A 22,879-nucleotide genomic window follows, 5' to 3' on the forward strand; every position below is an offset into this window, starting at 1 on the left:
ACATAATCAGGAGCCAAACAATTGATAACACTTCTTTTTTTTGCAAAATTCATTTCACTCAACGAAAAGAGTGACAAGATAAATCGTGAACACATTTCATCTGCTTTCCAGTGTCTTATACCTTTTTCAATAGACAATAAACACGAAATATATCAGAAACTTAACAACATCCTATTACCGATAGACACAACGGTTAAGCTGTTAACAGATAAAAACCGAAGTGATTTACGACAAGGGGTAATAAAAGAGATGAAGAAATATCCTGTTATACCTTTTTCTTCACAGGTTTCATCGCTACTTAATAAAATTAAACCCATAGCAGCAAGCGATAGCTGGATAAAGGATATCGTGTTGTTTAGTTTGCCAGATGCTCCTTCTGACTATCGAGATAAACTCAAAACGCTTGAACAACTTAAGCAAACCTTGCAGGCTGAGGTTTATGGCCAAGAGCACGTCATAGAATATTTAATTGATAGTATGGTTAAAGGTTTATGGCAACCTCAACAAAACCGACCACAAGGCTTATTCTTTTTTGCGGGGCCTCCAGCTTGTGGCAAAACCTTCTTAGCTGAGCGTTTTGCTCACCACCTCAAAGATGACTATCAATATAAAATGTTTGATATGACTCAATATACTAATAGTAACGAAAGCTTTGGTTTAGTAGGAGCAAAGAAAACTTACGATGACTCCGCCCCTGGCGATCTCACTACTTTTGTCAAAAATAACCCAAAATCCGTGATAGTGTTTGACGAATTTGAAAAAGCTCACACACAGGTATTATTAGTCTTATTACGGATGTTATCTGCCGGTTTTATTACTGACGAATACACACAAGAAGATATTGATTTTAGGCAAACGATTGTTGTGTTCACTTCTAATTTAGGCAGTGCGGTTTATAACAAGCAAGATTATCTTAGTAGTATTAAAAACAACCCTGAACAAGCGCGTGCGGCGATGATCACACAGTTGCGTAGCGAAATAAAAATTGAGCAGGGTAGAGAAGTAAAAGCTATTCCCGCTGAATTACTGTCTAGATTATCGCAAGGTAGTATTGTTTTATTTAAAACACTTGGCGTGACAGAGCTAACACAGGTAGTAAAAAAACAACTCGCGATTGACCTTAAATACTTCAATGAAAAAAGTCAGATCCAATTTCAACCGGTTAACGAAAATACCGTTAGAGTGTTATTAACAACTTTTGCGCCATTTTTTGATATTCGTGATATTAAAGCTAATATCACTGGAAAAGCACTTGATCCGATAACAGACTTTATTCGATTAAACCCACAAACAGAGTTTAACCAAGTATCTATAGTGCTCGATAATGATATCATTACCTTTTTGGAGAGTGAGACCTGCAAAGCACAAATTCAAGCGTTAAAAATTCGTCACGAAGTTTTATTCTTTGAGTCATCTTGTCATTTAACTGACAAAACCTTAACACTCACCTTTTCTAAACCTAGTCGTGAGCGATTGCTACGCATAGATGATGTTGGTGAAAGTGGGGGGGTTGTGCTGGATATGCCAGAGATCCAATTTGCTGATATTGCCGGTCATGAGACCATTAAAGCGCGACTAAAAGAAACGATTAATATCCTTCGTCATAGTGAAGAGCTCAGCCAAGCTGGCGTTTCACCGCCTAAAGGTATGGTGCTTTTTGGTCCGCCCGGTACCGGAAAAACCACATTAGTTCGCGCATTAGCAAGTGAAGCCGGCTTACCTATGGTTACTTGCTCTGGCAATGAATTGTTATCGGGTAGTTTTATAAAACTTTTATTTCAACGGGTGCGTAAATATGCACCGTGTATTTTATTTATTGACGAAATTGATGCGCTGCCCAAACGAGGTGATGCCGGCCCTAAGGCTGATGCATTGATAAATCAGCTACTTAGCGAAATTGATGGTTTTAATCAAGCCAGTGCACCAGTCTTTATTGTTGCCGCCACCAACCGATTAGAAAAACTTGATGATGCTTTATTGCGCTCAGGAAGACTCGACTTACATGTACATGTACCCTTTTTAGATAAAGATGCCCGTCGTTGGTTTATCAATAAATTTTTACGTTACGACGGCTATGACGATGATATTAACGTGGAATTAATTGTCTCGTTAACGGCCGGTTTTAGTGGTGCTGATCTAGAAAAGGTTCACCGAGAATCCGTATTACGTGCATTGAGCGAAGGGAATCGTAAAATAGATCAAAGTACTTTAGTTGAAGAAGTTAATATTCTGAAATATGGTGCTAAGCGCTCACAGGACTCTTGTGAAAAAACGCTAGCAGAAACCGCTTATCATGAAGCGGGTCATGCGGTTATTTCTAAATTTTTAATGCCAGAACGAATTATTGAGCAAATTAGTGTCGTGCCACGAGAACAATCGATGGGAATGGTGGCATACAGCACAGATCAGCATATAGATTATACCAAGGAATTTTGGTTTTCTCGCACTTGTGTAGCATTAGCAGGTAGAGCAGCTCAGGTTAAGCAATTTGGTGATGAAGGGTTAGATACTGGCGCCAGTAGCGATTTAAAAAATGCCATGTGGTCGGCTTGGTCGGCTATTGCAAAATATGGTATGCATCCAGATAGCTATAATATGGACGTGACCGCATTGCAGGAGTGGGGCGGAGATACATATTTTCAAGCACACACCGAAAAACTGATTCAGCAATGGGTGAACGACGCAACCTTAAAAACATCACAATTAGTAGAGCAGTATTGGCAGCATATTGACTCTGTAGCAAAGGCTTTGCTTGATAAGGAAGTCTTGTCTGAAATTCAATTTATGGACTTGTTAGCTAAATAATTGCCATTATATAAAAAATAGCTTAACAGTTATCATTGTCGGGTGGGTTTATCGAGGCCCATTATTTAAAGCAAAAGTTAAAGCTAAAACACAAACGTAAAGCCTAGAACTCGATCAGATACCTCGGGAGTCAGGGGCTGATTACACTTTTTGACAAGCGCCAAAAATAATCTCTTCCCTGAAATCATCACTCCAACAAGCCCTATTGAATTTCTGATTCTGGCTTGTTTTAGCGGGATGTAGCTTCACTAGATTTAATGCCCAACGCCTTGAATAAGTGGGGTCAGGAATAAGTGGGGGCAGAGTCTGAGGGATCCCCACAAAAGAATGAATAAAAATAATGAGATAGGTTAAAAACTGAGGAACATTCATGGCATTTGGTGATCAAATTTACCGCCAAACAAAAATGACCACGAGTCAATGCCATGAATGCAACAGACCTTTTATCAAAATGCCTCTCACTTGTCACCCGCCCTGTTAACACAAAAGAAGCGCAAAAGATGCACAAAACTCTCCGACAAAGTCTGTTCTCTGCAATTGAAAGCTCAATGAATGGTGGATCTCTTTCTATCACTGTATTTGGCCGAAGCAGTCTGTAAACGAAGTTAGTTGCTGTAGGCCATAAATAAGTACACAGCATAAAGCAAACAAGCTGGATTCCGGCTCAAAAGCATTACCGGAATGAAGTAAATATAATCATAATCGGAATGACGAATATTTACACATGACTGGAATGACGGAAACAAAAAGCGAACCAACCTGTTCGCTTTTTTAATGCTTTAGATATTATATCTGCAGGCTCCATTTTACTTGAGGCCGTTAAAGACTCTTTGCAAGTGAATGCGTGAGCTAGCTATATATGGCGAGCTAGCTCACGCTATAGGTCGCTCCTTGGCATCTGGCCCCACTCATCAGATTTTGACCAGAAGAAGATTTTTCCGAAGTGACAAAACGCTGTGTTATACGTTTATCTTTAAGAGTGAATGGCGAGTGCGTGTTGGGTGCTAATAGCGAAGAATGGATCGCCGCCACGAGCAAATAGCAGTCAGTTAACATGACCAATATATTGATCTTTACCGGAAGACAATTCCATTATGACTACTATATTGGCCTTTTAATAAGTGGATGACTTACTAACGAATACTTTCTGCTACAACTCCGCAATCACATCTTCAGCACTTGCCACCTTGGCATAAGCAAAACTCAACGCCGACATAAACGCGGCATGAACCTGAGCGGCTGGCACCGTCATCCCGTTAAATTCTAAATCCAACGTTGCGCACGCATCATGAGCTACCGCGCATTCGTAACCAAAATCTTCCGCTGCACGGGTTACTGCATCGATGCACATGTGCGTCATAGCACCAACGATCACCAATTTTGTAATGCCCGCATCATCCAATACTTTTTTTAGATCGGTATCACGAAAACTATTGATCTGATGCTTCAATATAATCGCTTCACCAGCTTGTGCAGCAACCGACGAATGAATCTGAGCGCCATCAGAACCTGGCAAAAAGAACGGCGCTTCATCAGTCGGAAATTCATGACGCACATGCACAACCGGTAAACCTTGCTGGCGAAACGCTGCCAACAACTTCGCACCTTGCTCGGCTGCTGCTTCAGTACCGACCAACGGATTTTTAGCACCGCTATACGTTGGGAAATAATCGTTTTGAAAATCGATTAATAATAGGGCTGTCGTATTTTCAGTGTTCATAATTTTGCCTTACTTATATTTTAAAGAGATCGGTTTATTACCATGACGCTATTATTGCTAATCATCACGCAATACACTAAAGTCAAAACGAGCATAAAACAGGCAAAAACAGACAAAAACAGACAAGTTCAGGAAAGAGCGAAAAATGACAGCCAGCGAGATGAAAATACAAATAATTAACTACCCAGGCGCAATGCAAACTGCAACGCTGGGCCTGTATGAAATGTTTTTGCTCGCCAATCGCTTCGCAGAAGAGCACGCGCTCGCAGCCCGCTTCGAAGTAGAAATAACCGACGTCGCAAAATTAGCCACCAAAAAACGTAAAAACAACATCGTCATCTTGCCGCCCAACATCGTCGACGAATACTTTCTTGCGCCCGAAACCGTGCTCAGCCAATGGATATTAAAACAACATAAGCAAGGCGCAGTAATTTGCGCGGTGTGTGCAGGCACCTTCATTTTAGCGGAAACCGGATTACTCAATAACCGCCCAGCAACAACCCACTGGGGACTGGCGGCACAACTCGAAACGCTCTACTCCGAAGTCAACATAAACAGCGAAAAAATCATTATCAACGACGGCGACCTAATTACCGCGGGTGGCTTAATGTCTTGGATGGACTTAGGCCTAGAGCTGGTAGCGCAGTTTTTTAACCCCGCGATCATGCGCCAATTAGGCAAGCACTTAATTATCGACACCGCACCGCGAGAGCAGCGTTACTACCAAAGCTTCAACCCAAGATTCGATCATGGTGACGACGTAATACATAAAATTCAAACACACATACAAGCGAAGTTTCATACGCGCCTAACCGTGGCATCGCTGGCAGAAAAGAGTCATCTATCGGAACGCACTTTTGCACGCCACTTTATACAAGCAACAGGGTTTAACACGAATGAATACCTACAGCGCCTTAGAATCCAAAAAGCGTGTGAGTTATTAGAATCAACCAAGAAAACCTTTGAAGTGATTGCTTATGACGTGGGTTATGAGGACGTGAGCGCGTGTCGTAAAGCGTTTGTGAAGATAATTGGCTTAACGCCGAAGGAGTTTCGGAGGCGGTTTGTGTGAATGTTGTCCGGGCTGTGTTTCGGGTTGTTCGGCAATAAATGGGGGCTGAGTTGGACCCCATTTATCAAGGTTTAATCAAAGATCCACAAGCATGATATTAAATCAGTGGGGATCCCTCAGACTCAGCTCCCACTTCTCTTTATACGTCAGTGGTAAGAGAACTTTTCAATTGAGTATCGAATGTGCCACCTAATGCTTTACAGTCAATATCATTTGGTGAATCCCATGTCACAGCCGTGCCACGTACAACAGGTCTGATAAATTGCCATGGCCAAAAACCGAAACGATGGCCACCGTTGTAGTCAATGATTGCATCAGCACCTAAGGATTGTGCTTGTTTCACTATTATTGGCAGGACGCTATTAATATTTCCATACCCATTTTTTGCATACTTTAACTGAGTAATAACGGTGTATTTTATATCTGATGAAGGCACTCCTGATATCAGGCAGATAGGATTGCTGTGGGATGTAGATTGATTGGCAACGATACTTGTGTTCGAAGCACATGATGTCAGCAGTACCAGACCGGTTAAAAGTATTAGCTTATGCATTAATTGAAATCCTTTCATTTAATTTAATTTGAAGCGCGCTAGTCTATCTGTTTTTCGTATGAATGACATCATAGACAGAGGTCAATAAAATAAGTGGGGCAGAGTCTGAGGGAGCTCACTTATCTCAGTTAACGAATAAATGTGGAGTCTGACCTCGTTTATATTATACTTCGAGTATTCAATAGAATAGGGAAAATTCATGAATAAAATACTCGTCCTTGCAGCCTTACTTTTTTCACTACCTACATTATCATCTGAGCTGCCGATAAAGCTTTCAGGCACAATCCAAATATCAGTAAATAACGGTACGATTGATGCTAACTTTCAACTTGAAAACATTCCAAAACTAAAAAATTATCTAATTCTTCTAAATTCAGGCTTTAATATTCAATATTTACGAAATCAGGAAGACACGACTAATTATACCTTCGACAAAATTTACTCCAACGGTTTAAGCGACAGTTTTGGTTATTTTATTCCTGACAGTACAGGTGAAGGTAAGCTTTTACCGTCAACGATACAATTCAAATACACTGGAAAATTCCCCGTAATCAGTAGCATGGACAAAGCTAGTGATCGTGGTGATTGGAAAGGCAACATTGCCTTTAATGGTAAATCAATCCGTACCGATGACTTTCAAACGGCGTGGTATCCCATTTTATATGACATTGAAAAAGATAAACAATATCGAGAACTCGCTTATAAAATCGATGTAACTTGTCTAGATTGCAAATCAATTTATGTCAATGGAAATAAACCTATTTCAGGGACTCGAGCTGTATTCAAAAAAGATCAAGCATCACCACTTACCTTGTTTGCTGGCGATTTTGAATTTTCAGATAAGAATGGTAGTTATTACTTAAATTCCAGTCTTACAGAAATACAGATGAGCAAATTAGGAGAGCTAACAGCCTCTTTTGAACAATATTATCAAGATAAATTATCGATTCCATATGGTGAAAATGTTGTCTATATCCATACAACACCTACATCAAAAAAAGATTCGTGGCTTTTTGTATCATATCCTTCAATTGTAGCCATTAACCATGATAAAGGCGGTTTAAGTAGCCTATTAGATGAAAAATTTAAACCTTTCATTGCTCATGAATTAGCACATTATTATTTTGGGGATTATCGGACATTCAACTCTGAGTTAGGCGATATGTTTCATGAGTCTTTTTCTGAGTATCTTGCTTTAAAATTAACAAGACAACTCATTGATGATAAAACTTATTTTAAAAATATAAATCAAAAACTTGTTCAAGTTGAAGGTAAAACGTTTACCGCAATCAAAAATATCGACAATACAGCCGATTATGGAAATAGAAACCTATACGTATACACCTATGTACCTGTTATTTGGCTAGCAATTGAAAAAGAAATCGGTGAAGAAAAAATGTGGCAATGGCTCCATAAAATGCTAACAGTCAAAACAGAACAAACCGATTACACATTTATGATTAAAACGTTAGCCAGCGTTATAGAAAATGAGCAGCTAGATTTTATAGAGAAAACTTACCTATCACATAAAAACGCTGTTAATAACGCAAAAGCAGCACTTCAATAAATCATAATTAGGTACCATAAACTTACTTTTCCCAACAAAAAAGTTCGATTCCAGCTAAAAAACATTACCGGAAAGACAAACATAAAAAAGCGACCTTCCGGTCGCTTTTTAATTCTAAAACTTCAAATGAAGCTAACTATTCCATAATTGCGTCGCTGGCGAAGCTAGTACAAGGCGAACCGAAGGCTCTAGCGCGGAGTTGACTGGTGTCAATGAGCACTGGAGCCGAGGTTCAACGCCGTAATAGCGAGACTAAGCAGCAATTATTCGTAGTCTGATAGAGGGACGCAGCTACACATAAGATTACGATCCCCATACACATCATCAATACGATTAACCGTTGGCCAAAACTTATTCGCCTTAACCGCAGCCGTTGGGAACACGGCAATTTCACGGCTGTAAGGACGTGAATCAAACTCTGGGTCCATAATATCCGCTAGGGTGTGAGGTGCATTATGCAGTGGATTATTGTCCACTGGCCACTCGCCTGCTTCTACTTTGGTAATTTCACCGCGAATAGAAATCATCGCTTCGATGAAACGGTCTAGCTCAACCTTAGACTCAGATTCAGTTGGCTCAATCATCAACGTACCCGCTACCGGGAAGCTCATGGTTGGTGAATGGAAACCATAATCGTTTAGACGCTTAGCGATATCCATTTCAGTTACGCCAGAGGTTTCTTTTAATGGGCGTAAATCGATAATACATTCATGGGCTACACGGTCGTTACGGCCAGTAAATAATACTGGGTAATGAGGCAGTAGCTTTTTCATTATGTAGTTAGCGTTTAATAGCGCTGTTTGGGTTGATTGCTTAACCCCTTTAGTGCCCAACAACTTAATGTACATCCAGCTGATTGGCAAAATGCTGGCGCTACCATAAGGTGCGGCCGATACGGCGCCATTATGGTCGCTTTCGCGGCCTGGCTTAATCACTGTATGGCCTGCTACAAATGGCGCAAGGTGTGATTTAACACCAATTGGGCCCATACCAGGACCACCGCCGCCGTGCGGGATAGCAAAGGTTTTGTGTAAGTTAAGGTGCGATACGTCTGCGCCGATAAAGCCTGGTGATGTTAAACCAACCTGTGCGTTCATGTTCGCGCCGTCTAAGTACACTTGACCGCCATATTGATGGACGATTTCGCATACTTCGCGGATTGATTCTTCGTACACACCGTGAGTCGATGGGTACGTGATCATGATGCATGAAAGGCTGTCGGCAAGTTCTGCTGCTTTAGTGCGTAAGTCTTCTAAATCAACGTTTCCTTGCTTGTCGCACGCAGTAACCACTACCTTCATACCGGCAAGTTGTGCCGATGCTGGGTTAGTGCCGTGAGCTGATTGTGGGATTAAGCAAATGTTACGGTGCGCGTCGCCGCGAGACTCGTGGTATTTCTTAATCGCTAATAAGCCAGCGTACTCGCCTTGCGCACCTGAGTTTGGTTGAATACACACAGAATCGTAACCGGTGATTTTAACTAAAAACTCAGACAGTTCGTTAATTAACTGGGTGTAACCTTGTGCCTGATCTAGCGGGCAGAATGGGTGCATGTTAGCAAATTCTGGCCAGCTTACTGGTAGCATTTCCACTGCTGCGTTGAGTTTCATGGTGCATGAACCTAACGAGATCATTGAGTGGTTTAAGGCTAAATCTTTGTTTTCGAGACGCTTGATGTAACGCATCATCTCGGTTTCGCTTTGGTAGCGATTAAACGTTGGATGAGTTAATACCGCATCTTGACGTACTAGCGCTTCTGGAATTGACTGGCTGCCATTAGCAACGATGTCGGCATCAAGTGCTGCAACATCTAAACCGTGGCCTGCGCCTAGGATAACGTCAAACAAGTCTGCGATGTCTGTACGGATAGTGGTTTCATCTAAGCTGATACCAAACACGCCGTCTGCATCTATACGTAAGTTCACTTGCGCAGCTATGGCGCGGGCATTAATGGCGGCAACGTCGGCACCTTTAACACTGATGGTGTCGAACCAAGTGGTGTTAGCTAAGGTTAAGCCTTTTGCTGTTAAGCCTGCCGCTAAAATGTCGGCTAAACGGTTAATGCGTGATGCGATGGTTTTTAAGCCTTGTGGGCCGTGGAATACCGCATAAAACGACGCCATGTTGGCTAATAAAATTTGCGCGGTACAAATGTTTGAGTTGGCTTTTTCGCGGCGAATATGTTGCTCGCGCGTTTGCATGGCCATACGTAATGCGCTGTTGCCGCGGGTGTCTTTTGACACACCAATAATACGGCCTGGCATTGAACGTTTGTGTTCGTCACGGGCAACAAAGAATGCTGCGTGTGGTCCGCCGTATCCCATTGGTACGCCAAAACGTTGCGCGCTACCAAATACGACATCTGCGCCCATGGCGCCCGGTGATTTAAGTAACATTAACGACATGATGTCGGCTGCTACTGTAACAATAACTTTGTTGTCACGGAGCGTGGCAAATAGCTCAGTGTAATCGGTAATTTGGCCAATACGGTTGGTGTACTGGAACAAGGCACCAAATAACTCGTAATTTACCGCTTCACTTGCTGGGCCAACGACTACTTCAAAACCAAAACATTCAGCGCGGGTTTTAACGACGTCTAATGTTTGTGGGAATACGTCGTCGGCAACAAAGAAGATGTTGGCTTTTTTAGCTTTAGACACGCGCTTGGCAAGTGCCATGGCTTCTGCCGCTGCGGTCGCTTCGTCCAGCAATGAGGCTGATGCAAGGTCAAGACCGGTTAGGTCCATTGACACTTGTTGGAAGTTTAAGATTGCTTCTAAACGGCCCTGGGCGATTTCTGGCTGATATGGAGTATAAGCAGTGTACCAACCTGGATTTTCGAACACGTTACGCAAAATAACATTTGGCACTTGCACGCCGTAGTAACCCATACCGATATAGCTTTTAAATACTTTGTTTTTGTCTGCTATGTTGCGGATATAGGCGATACCTTCGGCTTCGCCACACGAGTCACCGATGGTGAGGTCTTGTGGTAAACGGATTTTGCCAGGAACGGTTTGCGCGGTTAAGTCTTCTAACGACTCTGCACCAATGAAGTTGAGCATTTCTTGTTGCTGCTCAGCACTTGGGCCAATGTGGCGTGTTAAAAATAACTCGTGTTGTTCTAGTTGTGTCAGGGTTTGCTTGGTCATGTTAAACCTTGTTCCAAATCGACCAGTTATGGCGGTAGGGCACAGAACTGGATTAGGGTGAAAATGGGTAATACGTGAATAACCTGTTTAGGGTTTATTATGTTGCGCGCTCGTCATTGTTTTTAGCTGCACATAACAAAGAAGCTCCCGAGGGAGCTTCCTGCGTCATTGGCGCTTATTCTTGGTCAATCACTTCTTGGTAACCGTCTGCATCTAATAATGCATCAACTTCTGATTCATCAGAAGGCATAACACGGAAGAACCAACCGTCACCAAATGCGTCGCTGTTAACACGCTCTGGCGAATCTTCTAAAGATTCGTTTACGGCAATCACTTCACCAGAAATAGGTGCATAGATGTCTGATGCCGCTTTAACTGATTCAGCCACTGCGCAGTCTTCACCGGCTGTGACTGTGTCGCCAACTTCTGGCAATTCTACGAATACCATGTCGCCTAATAGCTCTTGAGCATGCTCAGTGATACCTACTGTGTAGCTACCGTCTGATTCTTTACGGATCCATTCGTGTGAAGATGCATATTTCAAGTCTGCTGGAATAGTGCTCATTATCGTTGTTCCTTAATCTGATGTTCTAATACTTAACAAATAAATTCTTTTTAGGTAAAGCACAACTCATTTTATTGAGTCGTTAGAAAGCTTGCTTACCGTTACGTACAAAACTTGGAGCGATGACTTTTACGTTAACACGCTTTTTACGCATTTCAACTTCAGCTACAGCACCAATACCATTAGGCACACGGGCCATGGCAATAGAATAGCCTAATGTTGGCGAAAACGAACCGCTAGTGATCACACCTTGATGCTCAACACCGTTTGCGTCGGTAAAAAATACTGCCATATCGTGGCGTAATACGCCCTTTTCTTCCATGACTAAGCCGACTAATTTGTCTGTGCCAGCCACTTTAATGGCGGTAAGTGCATCACGGCCAATAAAGTCACGTTCGCTTGGCTCCCACGCAACTGTCCAGCCCATGTTAGCGGCTAATGGATTAATTGACTCGTCCATGTCTTGACCGTATAGGTTCATGCCCGCTTCTAAGCGTAATGTGTCACGTGCACCTAAACCACATGGCTTAACGCCTGCATCTAGTAGTGCTTGCCATAAGGCTTCGGCTTCGGCTTCTGGAACAATAATTTCGTAGCCAGCTTCGCCGGTGTAACCGGTTGTAGCAATAAATAAGCTGGCTGATTGCACACCAAAGAATGGCTTCATGCCTTCAACGGCAGCATTTTGCTCGGTGCTAAATACTGTAGCCGCTTTGGCTTTAGCATTAGGACCTTGCACGGCAATCATCGCAAGCTCTGGACGTTCAGTCACAACAACATCAAATGCTGCGGCTTGTTTGTTGATCCAGGCGAGGTCTTTGTCGCGAGTAGCGGAGTTAACCACCACGCGGTAATGGGTGTCGGTTAAGTAGTAGGTAATAAGGTCGTCGATGATGCCAGCGTTTTCGTCTAGCATTCCGCCGTAAAGGGCTTTACCAGGTACGGTAAGTTTGGCGACATCGTTAGCAAGTAACTTACGTAAGAAGGCACAAGCATCGCTGCCGGTAACGTCAACTACGGTCATGTGCGACACGTCGAACATGCCTGCGTCTTGACGTACTGCGTGATGTTCTTCGATTTGAGAGCCGTAGTTAATCGGCATTTCCCAACCGTGGAAATCAACCATTTTGGCTTTAGATTCTAAATGCTTGTTAAAAAGTACAGTCTTGCTAGCCATTATTATCCCTTTTTTGGGCCTTTAATTAGGTCTTAATCTAATGTAGGTATTTGATAAAATGTGAACAAAATTATACTCCGCAGACCTAATTTGTATACAAAAAATTTTTCTAATCCGAGTCCGGTCGCATTAGTTTAGCTAATCTATTGTTGTAATTTTTTTACATAATCTTTTACAATAAAAACGCCGATTTAGCTGTGTAGACTGATATTAAACAAGTTTCTACATTAGCTATTATGAAATTGGCTCACGACAAAGTTTAGGTAATGTCATTTTGTTACCCATAGCCTGTTTGATGAACACTGTTTTCAGCCCAGCGACATTATCAACTAGGGTTAGGCCTATGTCGCGCATGGCTTTTTTAAGCGGATTGCTGCCGGCAAACAGTCTTTTAAAGCCTTCCATGGTGGCAATCATCTCCATAGCCTCTGCTTTACGCCAACGTTCAAGGGCTCGTAAGTGGCTATATTCGCCTAAATCTTTGCCTTGCTCATGCAGTTCGGTAAAGGTTTCGATGATACTGGCGGCGTCTAAAAAGCCTAAGTTAACCCCTTGGCCAGCTAACGGATGAATAGTGTGAGCTGCATCACCTGCCAGTACTAATCGATGGCGGGCAAAGTGGCGCGCATAGCGCATACGTAGCGGAAATGATTGACGCTCGCTGATCACCTGGCACATGCCTAAACGGCCATCTAGCGCGGCAGTTAACGCTTTGCCAAATTCTATATCGTCTAATGCTAACAATTGTTCGGCTTGGTCGGGCGGTACCGACCAGACGATGGAACATAAATTGTCGTCATACAATGGCAACATGGCTAATGGACCACCGGGTAAAAAGGCTTGTCTGGCGGTGGCGTCGTGAGCGAGTTCGGTGCGCACGGTCGCGACAATAGCATGGTGGCCGTAGTCCCAAAATGTTAGCGGAATACTGCATTGTTGGCGCACCCAAGAGTTGGCTCCGTCGGCGGCAACCACTACGGCGGCACTGACATTGTCGCCATTGGCTAGGGTTAGCCAAGCTTCGCGCTCGCCAAAGGCTACGCGCTCAAGACGTTGGTTTTCAATATAGGTAATGTTGCTTATTTCGCTGGCACGTTTGGCAAGGGCATAACTGATGGCATCGTTTTCTATGATCGAGCCTAAATAGGCTTCGCTGATGCTGTGAGCGTCGAACTCAATTTTGCCTAGGCCGTCTTTGTCCCACACCGACATTTTTTGGTAAGGGCTAACACGACTGTCGTCGAGGTATTGCCACGCGCCGAGGTTTTCAAGTAATTGCTGACTGGCTTTGTTAATCGCACTAACGCGTAATTTAGGATCGCCACTGACCGCTTGGGTTGTGCCAGCATCGATAACCACCACATTAAGGTCGGCATTGGCTAAACCGATTGCGGTTGCAAGCCCAACCATACCACCGCCGACGATGGCAACATCATAAGTTTTAGTTGAAAACATGGTCAATCCTTACCTTAAAATGAGTTAACGCCAGCCCATGGCGGTTTGCACTACGGGGCGTTTTAACGGCGGTAGCCAAGACAATAAACGCAAACCGATATTGCGTCCGGCAACTAACGGCCAATATTGATTGGAAAAGCCACGCACTAAAAATTCGATGTTGTTGAGTGTGCTGTCGCGATCGGCTTGGCGAGCGGCTAAATATTGATGCACGATAGCGCTGCTGCCGAGGTCGACTTCGGTTGCGGTGTTGCTGCTAAAGGCGTGTTCAAGCACCTTGAGTAGCCCGACTACATCACGTAAACCTAGGTTAAAGCCTTGTCCAGCGATAGGGTGTAGCGTTTGCGCGGCGTTACCGATAAATATACAACGATGGTAAATCGGCCTTGGCATGTACGATAACGAGAGTGGATAACTGACCCGCTGCCCCACATCGATAAAGCGGCCGACACGATGGCCAAATGCTTGTTGCAATTCCACTAAAAACTCAGCTTTATCTGCATTTTTTAATGCATCAGCTTTGGCTGGCGGTAATGCCCATACCAGTGAATATCGCGCTTGAGTGGAAGGTGTTGATGGCACTGACGTCATCGGTAACAGTGCTAATGGGCCGGTTTGGGTAAAGCGCTCATAAGCCCAGTGTTGATGCGGTTGGTCGGTAATGACATTGGCAACGACCGCCGTTTGATCAAAATTAACTTGCTCAGTAGGCTGCTGTAAATGTTGACGCACAACCGAGTTAGCGCCATCTGCGGCCACCAGCAACTGACAATGCAGCTGAGTGCCATTATCTAATGTTAATAAGTGACCGTCTGTTTGGGCTTGTAAATCAGTGACTTTGGCAGGACAAAACACGCTGACAGATGATTTAGCCAGTTCGTCGAATAACACGTTACCCACTCGAGCTAATTCAACCACCTGCCCTAATGCATCTAAGCCTAATGGTTTAGCGTTGAGTTCGGTCATGCCAAAGTGGCCGCGATCAGACACATGAATATTTTCGATCGCGGTGCCAAGATGCTGCAACTTAGGCCAAATGCCTAAACGAGTCAGTTCGAAAATAGAACCGTGCGCAATGGCGATAGAGCGGGCATCAAAACCGGGGTGATTGTTGTTGGCAACATGGGCTTCGATGAGTGCAATACGCAGCGGGCGCGCTAAAGTGGCAGATGATAACGTAGCAGATAGTGTGGCAGATAACTTAGCTAACCCTAGGGCTAACGTGGCACCTGCCATGGCGCCACCCACTATGGCAATATCAACGACGAGTGGCTCGGTAGAAGTGTGTGCTGTGGTCATACGCTGCGTTGCTGCCTATACCAAAATGTTAGTGAAAAGTAGAATGCTCATCGGTGTCATTCAAAGGCATGTCTAAGCCAAACTCTGAATAACATAAAATAGCTGACATTCTGACAAACTCTTGCAGTTCTTCGTAGGCAACTTCTGATTCTTCGTCATCACCGACATCAAATTCTACTTGAGCGATATCGGCAAGGTCTTTAATTACCTCACGCACATCGGTTGACGCTTTGTTTAGCTCTGGTTGAATAATGGCAATGCCCGTTAAAAAACTTTGGGTCCATAAGGCTAACGCTTCAACGCGATCGCTCAGCGGCGCTTCTTCTTCTGGTAATAAAAGAGTAAAGCCAAATTCGAAATCGACTAAGCGGGTCACGGTGTCTTGATACAAATCGCTGATCAGCTGTTGTAAGTTTGGTTCTAGCGGTTGACCGTCGTTCATTAACTCAACTAACGGCTTGAGCCAGGCTAAATTTTCTTGCTTTACACCACCACAAATAATCCCAACAAGCGCCCCGTGCACTTCTACTGGATGCTGGCCGACTTCAGCGTAATCTAAGGCCTGTTTTAGTTTTTCGATACATAATGAAGGTGGGATTGCCATGGTAAATTCCTAAAAGCGCTATATCTGCTTCAATGCTAGCAGAGTTACTATGATGCTCCAAATGCTAGTGTGTATTGTGCCCAAATAATGCCTAGACTGAAGCGGATTTGTTCACACAAACAGCAAATAGTTAAAAAGGGATGCTGTTGCCTTGCTCTTTTAAATTCAGCCCTATATAGTTCGCGAACTGACTAAGGATCTGAGGCAACATTATGAGTAACAGTGCTGTTGACATTACCCTATTAGGGCGCACCTACTCTATCGCATGTCCAAAAGGACGCGAAGATGCATTGCGGACTGTTGCCAGAGAAGTTGAAAACCAACTGACAACCTTAAAGTCGCGTACTAATAATTTAAGCCGTGAAGAGTTAGCCATTATGGCGGCGCTGAACATTGGCAATGAATTGTATGAAGAAAAACAAAAAAACAAACAATATATGGCGCAAATGGATGAGCGTATTTCTTTGTTACAGTCAACGTTGGAAACATCGTTGGTTGAACGAAGCCGCTAGGAAGGCTAAACTAAGATTTCAGAACTAAGCATTGCTTAATTCTACCCTGTTTTGCTCCCTGGGATATTTGCTCGTTGGTTAAGTCCCTGTGCCGATAATTACAAACCCAGGGTGAATGCTTTCGTTAACATTGTGCATGCTCGGATTATACCGAGAAGCCTTAGGAGATGAACATTTACCCGCCTTGAACCTACGGTTCAAGGGCTGCGCCGGCAGCGGTATTTTGGGGAGCATTCTAATTTTATGTCAATCACACGCTTTATGGCTAACAAGGACAATCGTCCTGTTACGTCAACCTCTTCGGCACGCATCAGCTATTTTGCCACGCCAACCGAACTCGAAGACCCCGTATTTGAAAGTGTCGACATGAGTCGCGATAATATTCGTCGCCATGTAAGACAAGAACGTAATAGCCTCAGCGCTGAAGAACAAAATCAATTAGCCTTAATTGCCAGCCGTCATATGTTAGCTGAAATTCAGGCGCAGTCGGCTCAGCATGTTGCCTTGTATGTCACTCACGATGGTGAACTTGCTACTCAAAAACTGATTGAAGCGTTATGGGATGTCGACATTAATCTCTATTTGCCGCGTATTCATCCGTTTAGTAAGGGCAATTTGTTGTTTGTGCGCTACGATCGCGACTCGGTGATGGTTAACAACCAATATGGTATCAGCGAGCCACAGCTCAATGTGCAGCATGTCATTACCGTTGATAAGCTCGATATGATCATTACTCCGCTAGTCGCCTTTGATGAACACGGCAATCGCATGGGCATGGGCGGCGGATATTATGACCGCACCTTGGCACAAGTGGTCGATAACAAGCCGTTAGCCGTAGGCTTTGCCCACGACTGTCAGCAAGTCAGCCAAGTGCCTACTGATTTTTGGGATATCCCTTTGCCCGTGATTATTACCCCAACGAGAAAATTGGCTATTTAAAATAGCTTAATACTATTAAGGTCGTGGCGCTTCGCCCACACCAGACCAAGAAGGGGAAAACGGCTTCCCCCTCTTGGATCACCCCGGCAGCTCCGGCAAAGTGTTCGTCCTCATAGCATAATAAAAATCACCTAACGACTCAGATGGTACATCTGATGTGAATGGACTGACGAATGTCGTGATGACATGGATGTCAAAAAACGACCATGTACCCCCGAGCCTGTTACATATCTGCAAGACAGGAGTCTACATGCCTTGAAACACAGGGATGTGTGATAAAGGCCATGATGTCACTACGGCATTTTCATCACGCTATTTCGGACACTTTGGACGGAGACACGTTGATACTGCTGATTCCTCTTACATACCAACTAGACTTTGTAGAAGGTCAAAATCAAACATAACAGAATGGAAAAAGCCCCATCAATAAACGCTATTGATGGGGCTTTTTAGTTAACTGATTAGACTAAAAATGGACTTACACAATTGCTTTCTCTAATGCTTGGCTGACATCGGCAATGATGTCGTCGATGTGCTCAATTCCCACCGATATGCGTACTAGATCTTCTGATACACCGGCTTTGGCTAATTCGGCACTGTCTAACTGGCGATGGGTGGTACTGGCGGGATGACAAGCTAACGATTTAGCGTCACCAATATTGACCAAACGTAGCACCATTTGCAGCGCATCAATAAACTTACCACCAGCTACTTTACCCGCTTCTGCATTAGCAGCTTTAATGCCAAAACTAATAATACCAGAGGCTTTACCACCAGTGATTTTTTGACAAGTTGCATGGTGTGGGCTGTCTGGTAGTGCTGCGTAATTAACCCAGCTAATACTAGGGTGTTGCTGGAGATATTCGGCTAGCGTAAGCGCATTACTGCAGTGACGTTCCATGCGTAAACTTAAGGTTTCTAAGCCTTGTAGTAATAAGAATGAACTGTGCGGTGATAACGCTGCACCAGTATTACGCAGTGGTACTACTCGGCAACGGCCAATATAAGCGGCTGGACCAAAGGCGTCGGTATACACCACGCCGTGATAAGACGGATCTGGCTGATTAAGTATCGCAAAACGTTTTTTGTTGGCGACCCAGTCAAATTTACCCGAGTCAATAATCACCCCGCCAATGGTTGTGCCGTGGCCGCCAATGTATTTAGTGAGCGAATGGATAACAATGTCGGCACCATGATCAAATGCGCGGCACAATACTGGCGTCGCTACAGTGTTATCGACAATTAATGGTACCCCATGTTTGTGAGCAATATCAGCTAACCGCTGTAAGTCGACAATATTACCGGCCGGGTTACCAATTGATTCGCAAAATAGGGCTTTGGTGTTGTCGTCAATTAACGCGTCGAGGCCATCAAAGTCATCAAACGCCGACATACGGACTTCAACGCCCTGGCGTGGCAGCGTATGGGCAAATAAGTTATACGTGCCGCCGTACAACTGGCTGGTACTGACAATATTGTCGCCCACTTGGGTTAACGCTTGGATAGCATAAGTAATGGCGGCCATGCCTGATGCCACTGCAAGCGCACCGATGCCGCCTTCAATGGCGGCTAAGCGTTGCTCTAACACACTAGTAGTAGGATTCATTATGCGGGTGTATATATTGCCAGCCACTTTTAAATCGAACAGGTCCGCACCGTGCTGGGTATCATCGAAGGTATATGAGGTGGTTTGGTATATCGGCACCGCGGCGGCTTTGGTGGTAGCTTCAGACTCGTAGCCATAATGTAACGCCAATGATTCCAGCTTCATGTTTTCTGCAGACATAGTGACTTCCTTTCGATAATAGCGAGTGTGGATACTGATTAATATCCACACTACCAATTAGCCATCTAGAAGTCTATAACAAATTGACGTCAACATTGCAGCGCACATTAGCGCTTGGCGTTTTATGGATTATTTTAAATGCCTGCCGCCATCAACAGCATAGCTGCGGCCGGTAACATAATGGCTGGCCTGCAAATAATCGACTAAGGAAATGATTTCTGCATTACCGGCTTCTTTAGGCAATATGGCTTTAGCCAATGCTTTGACTTTATAGGCATCATCGTCATCTTGGTTAAATAAAATCATCGCGGGAGCAATGGCGTTTACTTTAACATGCGGTGCTAACAAGCTAGCAAATGACAGTGTCATGTTATGCAGTGCTGCTTTACTGGCGGCATAGGCGATGTGCTTTTTACTGCCCTTTTCGGCGACGTAATCTGTCATGTGAATAATGTTGCTGGCACCAATGCTGTCGTCATTAGTTTTAGCTGCGCTAATCAGTAATGGCGCTAAGGCAAGATTGATTTGATACGGCGCTGATACGTGAATTTGCATCATTCGCGTCATAGTGTCTGCCGGGCTTAAGCCGTTGTTGTCGGGTAACCAGTCTGACGCATTATGAATAATGGTATCGAGGCGATCATGATGCTCATTGATGTGAGTAATTAATCCATCAATAGATGCCGCATCGGTTAAGTCGCATGAATGTAAACTCGCGCCCAACTTACCGAGCTGTTCAATGCTGTCATAATGAGTACGATAAGTGCCAATGACATGATGACCTTGTGCCAAATAATATTTGGCCAGTGCATAACCTATGCGTTTACCTACGCCAGTGATCAGTATTGTACGTTCCATAATGCTCTCTTAATTTTAGCTCTGATACATTGAGCCTTTATCATAATTAAATTAGATGGTTATCTAAGAATAAACCATCCTAGCGCGTAATAATGACAATCGATAGTGTAATGGGTGATAAAAAAATGACTTCATTATGTGAAGTCATTTTTTAAAAGGCATGCTGTGGCGCAAGCGATTCCGAGTTCAGGCTGGTTATGTCTAAACATTATGCTAGCTGGTTATGTCTAAACGTTATGCTAGCTGGTTATATGTCTAAACGTTACGCTAAAAGCTATGCTAGAAACTCTGCTCGGCTAGCGGGATTGGCCTTAAAGCAACCACCAAGTGCAGTGGTTTGCGTGCTTGATGAGGGATCCATAATGCCACGAGATTTTACGCAGTAGTGGGTAGCGTTAATGCTCACAGCGACATCATCGGTCGCCAATAACGTTTGCAGCGCCACTAGAATCTGCTGAGTTAAGCGCTCTTGTACTTGTGGGCGCTGGGCAAAAAATCGCACGATGCGGTTAATTTTCGATAAGCCGATAATGTTATCTTTAGGAATATAAGCCACTTTGGCGAAACCATCGATGGTAATAAAGTGATGTTCGCAAGTACTCACCACACTGATATTGCTAATTTTTACCATTTCTTCTACACCCATCTTATTATCGATTTGAGTGATTTTTGGGAAATTAGCATAATCGAGGCCCGAGAAAATCTCATTAACGTACATTTTGGCAATGCGGTGCGGTGTTTCAGCTAAGCTGTCGTCGGTTAAATCCAGCCCTAAGGTTGACACAACTTCGGTCATTAAGCCTTTAATACGCTGATATTTTTGCTCGCTGGTCATATCATTTGGCACTAATGGCGTTTCAAGGCCATGAGCAACCAATGCTTGTTGTACTTTTAATGCTTCTGCAGACAACTCTGCGCGCGTTATGTCATTAATGGTCGTCATAATAACATCCTTAAATAGTGGTTAGGCTTGATACTCTAAAGATAACGATACTGAATCGGCGAAGCGCAGTGCATGGGGCTTATCAATAGTGACTCTGGCCAGGGTAACAGTTGGGTGCTCCCGACAAATATCTAATACGTCGGCAACCAATTTTTCCAGTAATAAAAAACGGCCTTCTTCTACATGCTGGATCACTTTTTTGGTGATCACTTTGTAGTTTAGCGCATCAGCAACGTCGTCGGTTTGAAACGATCGATCGGCTGGATAATGGATCTCGATATTGATCACCACGTCTTGCTGCTTTTCGCGTTCGTCTTGGTTAAATCCAATAAACGTCCGTAAGCGTAAATTGGTGACCTTAATAATGGCTTGGCTTAATGGCATTATTGAGCCCTTGTGAATTGTTTTGGATATATACGCCGAAGTGAAATAGAAAGATCATAAACCTCGGTAATTTGTGTGTAATCTCGATCATGGAAACAAATGTAATCTGGCTTGATGTTTGAGGCGTACAATAGTCAGTATAGGTGTTCAAGCAAGCAATAACATAAATGAGGTAAATGATGGAACTGACTATTTTTTACGATGGCACTTGCCCGCTGTGCCTCAATGAAATGAAGCAATTAAAGCGATATGACCGTTTAAACCGCATCGGCCTTGAAGACATTAACGCCGATGATATTAATCTGCGTTTCCCTGATTTAGATGTATTAAAAGCCAATACCGTGCTTCATGGGTTACAAGCTGATGGCAGCTGGCTATATGGTTTAGATGTAACAGCCAAAGCATGGGGCTTAACTGGTAAGCATGGTTGGATAAAATTATTACGGTTACCGCTGATTAAACCTGTTGCTGACCTTGCGTATTTGGCCTTTGCCCGTAATCGCTACCGTATATCTTATTTGCTTACAGGTCAAAAACGCTGTGATAACGGTAACTGTAAAATAAAATAAAGTAAGGGTAAACAGCATGAGCGATTCAACGACAACAGAAACCATTATTGTGATTGGCGCTTCATCGCTTATAGCACAAGCTTTTATTAGCCAAGCCATCGCGGAAAAAGAGCCAGATTTAGCGTTAACCATTATCTCCGTGAGCCGTCAATCTTCACTGACACTGCCTGTAATGACACGGCCTGCCCTGGCCAATAATGTCACTCACCATCATATTAGCTGCGATTATCAACAAGCCTCAATTTCTCGTTGTATTGCAGACATGTCATCGATGGTTGGCACCATTAAAAAAATCATCATCTGTAATGGTATTTTGCACTCTAAAACGACTAATGAACGCACAGATAATGAAACCACAGACAAAACTCATTTAATGCCTGAAAAACGCATTGAAGACATTAACAGTGATGCCTTACAGCAACTGTTTTACGCTAACAGTATTGTGCCGATGTTGTGGTTAAGCGCCTTAACCGAGTTACTGCTACAGCAACCTCATAAGATAGACAGCCCAAAGTGTGTGATCAGTTTATTGAGTGCCCGAGTTGGCAGTATTTCAGATAACCGTTTAGGCGGCTGGTATGGCTATCGCGCTTCAAAAGCCGCGTTAAACATGCTGATTAAAACCACTGCAGTGGAATATGCAAGGCGGCTTAAACGAGTCAAACTCATCGCGTTTCATCCTGGCACTACTGACACACCATTATCAAAACCTTTTCAGGCTAATGTGCCTGCAGGCAAGCTTTTTACCCCAGAATTTGTTGCCAGCCAGCTGTTTAACATCATGGCCAATATTGAGCCCAACGGCCAAGCCAGTTACTTAGATTGGCAAGGCAAAGAGATTAGTTGGTAATGTTCTAGATACTGAATACTGAATGCTAGATGCTAGATGCTAGATGCTAGATGCTAGATGCTAGATGCT

Annotated in this window: 19 protein-coding genes, 1 other RNA gene and 1 pseudogene; 8 read left to right on the forward strand and 13 right to left on the reverse strand. The window is 43.7% G+C overall.

What is annotated here, in order from left to right; all coding sequences use genetic code 11:
- The first annotated feature begins 249 nt into the window (after positions 1-249).
- A complete protein-coding gene (locus H5125_RS14455) occupies positions 250-2,805 on the forward strand; it encodes an AAA family ATPase (RefSeq protein WP_182744577.1) in 2,556 nt (851 codons plus the stop codon).
- A 141-nt stretch (positions 2,806-2,946) separates the two neighbouring features.
- Here the strand turns inward: H5125_RS14455 and H5125_RS14460 are convergent.
- Together H5125_RS14460 and H5125_RS14465 are read right to left on the reverse strand one after the other, a co-directional pair.
- Positions 2,947-3,075: pseudogene (locus H5125_RS14460) on the reverse strand (ISAs1 family transposase); the annotation flags it as partial.
- 880 nt (positions 3,076-3,955) lie between these two features.
- On the reverse strand, positions 3,956-4,525 hold the full coding sequence (locus tag H5125_RS14465) for a cysteine hydrolase family protein (protein WP_182744578.1): 570 nt from the start codon (positions 4,523-4,525) through the stop codon (positions 3,956-3,958).
- 145 nt (positions 4,526-4,670) lie between these two features.
- Between H5125_RS14465 and H5125_RS14470 the strand changes: the two genes are divergently transcribed.
- A complete protein-coding gene (locus H5125_RS14470; RefSeq protein ID WP_220487362.1) occupies positions 4,671-5,597 on the forward strand; it encodes a GlxA family transcriptional regulator in 927 nt (308 codons plus the stop codon).
- Between the two features lie 139 nt (positions 5,598-5,736).
- Here the strand turns inward: H5125_RS14470 and H5125_RS14475 are convergent, their stop codons facing one another.
- Complete coding sequence (locus H5125_RS14475) at positions 5,737-6,150, reverse strand: hypothetical protein (RefSeq protein WP_182744579.1); 414 nt, start codon at positions 6,148-6,150, stop codon at positions 5,737-5,739.
- 199 nt (positions 6,151-6,349) lie between these two features.
- Between H5125_RS14475 and H5125_RS14480 the strand changes: the two genes are divergently transcribed.
- A complete protein-coding gene (locus H5125_RS14480; RefSeq protein ID WP_182744580.1) occupies positions 6,350-7,717 on the forward strand; it encodes a hypothetical protein in 1,368 nt (455 codons plus the stop codon).
- 263 nt (positions 7,718-7,980) lie between these two features.
- Here H5125_RS14480 and gcvP read toward each other — a convergent pair whose 3' ends face one another.
- From gcvP to H5125_RS14510, 6 genes are all read right to left on the reverse strand, one after another.
- A complete protein-coding gene (gcvP, locus tag H5125_RS14485; protein WP_182744581.1) occupies positions 7,981-10,869 on the reverse strand; it encodes an aminomethyl-transferring glycine dehydrogenase in 2,889 nt (962 codons plus the stop codon).
- Between the two features lie 175 nt (positions 10,870-11,044).
- The gene (gene gcvH, locus H5125_RS14490) at positions 11,045-11,434 is read right to left on the reverse strand and encodes a glycine cleavage system protein GcvH (protein WP_101086035.1); all 390 of its coding nucleotides are present in this window, start codon (positions 11,432-11,434) and stop codon (positions 11,045-11,047) included.
- Between the two features lie 82 nt (positions 11,435-11,516).
- Positions 11,517-12,611, reverse strand: a complete 1,095-nt coding sequence (gcvT, locus tag H5125_RS14495) for a glycine cleavage system aminomethyltransferase GcvT (RefSeq protein WP_182744582.1) — start codon at positions 12,609-12,611, stop codon at positions 11,517-11,519.
- Between the two features lie 234 nt (positions 12,612-12,845).
- A complete protein-coding gene (locus H5125_RS14500) occupies positions 12,846-14,066 on the reverse strand; it encodes an FAD-dependent oxidoreductase (RefSeq protein ID WP_162022348.1) in 1,221 nt (406 codons plus the stop codon).
- 24 nt (positions 14,067-14,090) lie between these two features.
- The gene (gene ubiH, locus H5125_RS14505; protein ID WP_182744583.1) at positions 14,091-15,365 is read right to left on the reverse strand and encodes a 2-octaprenyl-6-methoxyphenyl hydroxylase; all 1,275 of its coding nucleotides are present in this window, start codon (positions 15,363-15,365) and stop codon (positions 14,091-14,093) included.
- Positions 15,366-15,393: 28 nt separating this feature from the next.
- On the reverse strand, positions 15,394-15,969 hold the full coding sequence (locus H5125_RS14510) for a UPF0149 family protein (protein ID WP_101086039.1): 576 nt from the start codon (positions 15,967-15,969) through the stop codon (positions 15,394-15,396).
- Between the two features lie 212 nt (positions 15,970-16,181).
- Here H5125_RS14510 and H5125_RS14515 point away from each other — a divergent pair, with 212 nt between their 5' ends.
- The 3 genes from H5125_RS14515 (at position 16,182) to H5125_RS14525 (ending at position 17,420) form a co-directional block, all read left to right on the forward strand.
- On the forward strand, positions 16,182-16,481 hold the full coding sequence (locus H5125_RS14515; protein ID WP_101086040.1) for a cell division protein ZapA: 300 nt from the start codon (positions 16,182-16,184) through the stop codon (positions 16,479-16,481).
- Positions 16,482-16,533: 52 nt separating this feature from the next.
- Positions 16,534-16,715: non-coding RNA, 6S RNA (gene ssrS, locus H5125_RS14520), on the forward strand.
- A gap of 9 nt (positions 16,716-16,724) precedes the next feature.
- On the forward strand, positions 16,725-17,420 hold the full coding sequence (locus H5125_RS14525) for a 5-formyltetrahydrofolate cyclo-ligase (protein ID WP_162022343.1): 696 nt from the start codon (positions 16,725-16,727) through the stop codon (positions 17,418-17,420).
- A gap of 478 nt (positions 17,421-17,898) precedes the next feature.
- Here the strand turns inward: H5125_RS14525 and H5125_RS14530 are convergent, their stop codons facing one another.
- The 4 genes from H5125_RS14530 to folX form a co-directional block, all read right to left on the reverse strand.
- On the reverse strand, positions 17,899-19,191 hold the full coding sequence (locus tag H5125_RS14530) for an O-acetylhomoserine aminocarboxypropyltransferase/cysteine synthase family protein (protein ID WP_162024276.1): 1,293 nt from the start codon (positions 19,189-19,191) through the stop codon (positions 17,899-17,901).
- Positions 19,192-19,335: 144 nt separating this feature from the next.
- Positions 19,336-20,064 (reverse strand): dihydromonapterin reductase, encoded by a 729-nt coding sequence (gene folM, locus H5125_RS14535; protein ID WP_162022342.1) that lies wholly within the window; start codon positions 20,062-20,064, stop codon positions 19,336-19,338.
- Between the two features lie 274 nt (positions 20,065-20,338).
- Positions 20,339-21,007: a GTP cyclohydrolase I FolE gene (gene folE / locus H5125_RS14540; protein ID WP_182744584.1), complete on the reverse strand. Its 669-nt coding sequence runs from the start codon at positions 21,005-21,007 to the stop codon at positions 20,339-20,341.
- Between the two features lie 21 nt (positions 21,008-21,028).
- Positions 21,029-21,391 carry a dihydroneopterin triphosphate 2'-epimerase gene (gene folX / locus H5125_RS14545; RefSeq protein WP_101086047.1) on the reverse strand — a complete coding sequence of 121 codons (363 nt, stop codon included), beginning with the start codon at positions 21,389-21,391 and terminating at the stop codon, positions 21,029-21,031.
- A 179-nt stretch (positions 21,392-21,570) separates the two neighbouring features.
- Here folX and H5125_RS14550 point away from each other — a divergent pair, with 179 nt between their 5' ends.
- Together H5125_RS14550 and H5125_RS14555 are read left to right on the forward strand one after the other, a co-directional pair.
- A complete protein-coding gene (locus H5125_RS14550) occupies positions 21,571-21,960 on the forward strand; it encodes a thiol-disulfide oxidoreductase DCC family protein (protein WP_101086048.1) in 390 nt (129 codons plus the stop codon).
- A gap of 16 nt (positions 21,961-21,976) precedes the next feature.
- Positions 21,977-22,810: an SDR family NAD(P)-dependent oxidoreductase gene (locus H5125_RS14555; protein WP_182744585.1), complete on the forward strand. Its 834-nt coding sequence runs from the start codon at positions 21,977-21,979 to the stop codon at positions 22,808-22,810.
- Positions 22,811-22,879 lie beyond the last annotated feature (69 nt).

The sequence above is a fragment of the Shewanella sp. SR44-4 genome (assembly GCF_014163715.1).
Taxonomy (GTDB): Bacteria; Pseudomonadota; Gammaproteobacteria; order Enterobacterales; family Shewanellaceae; genus Shewanella.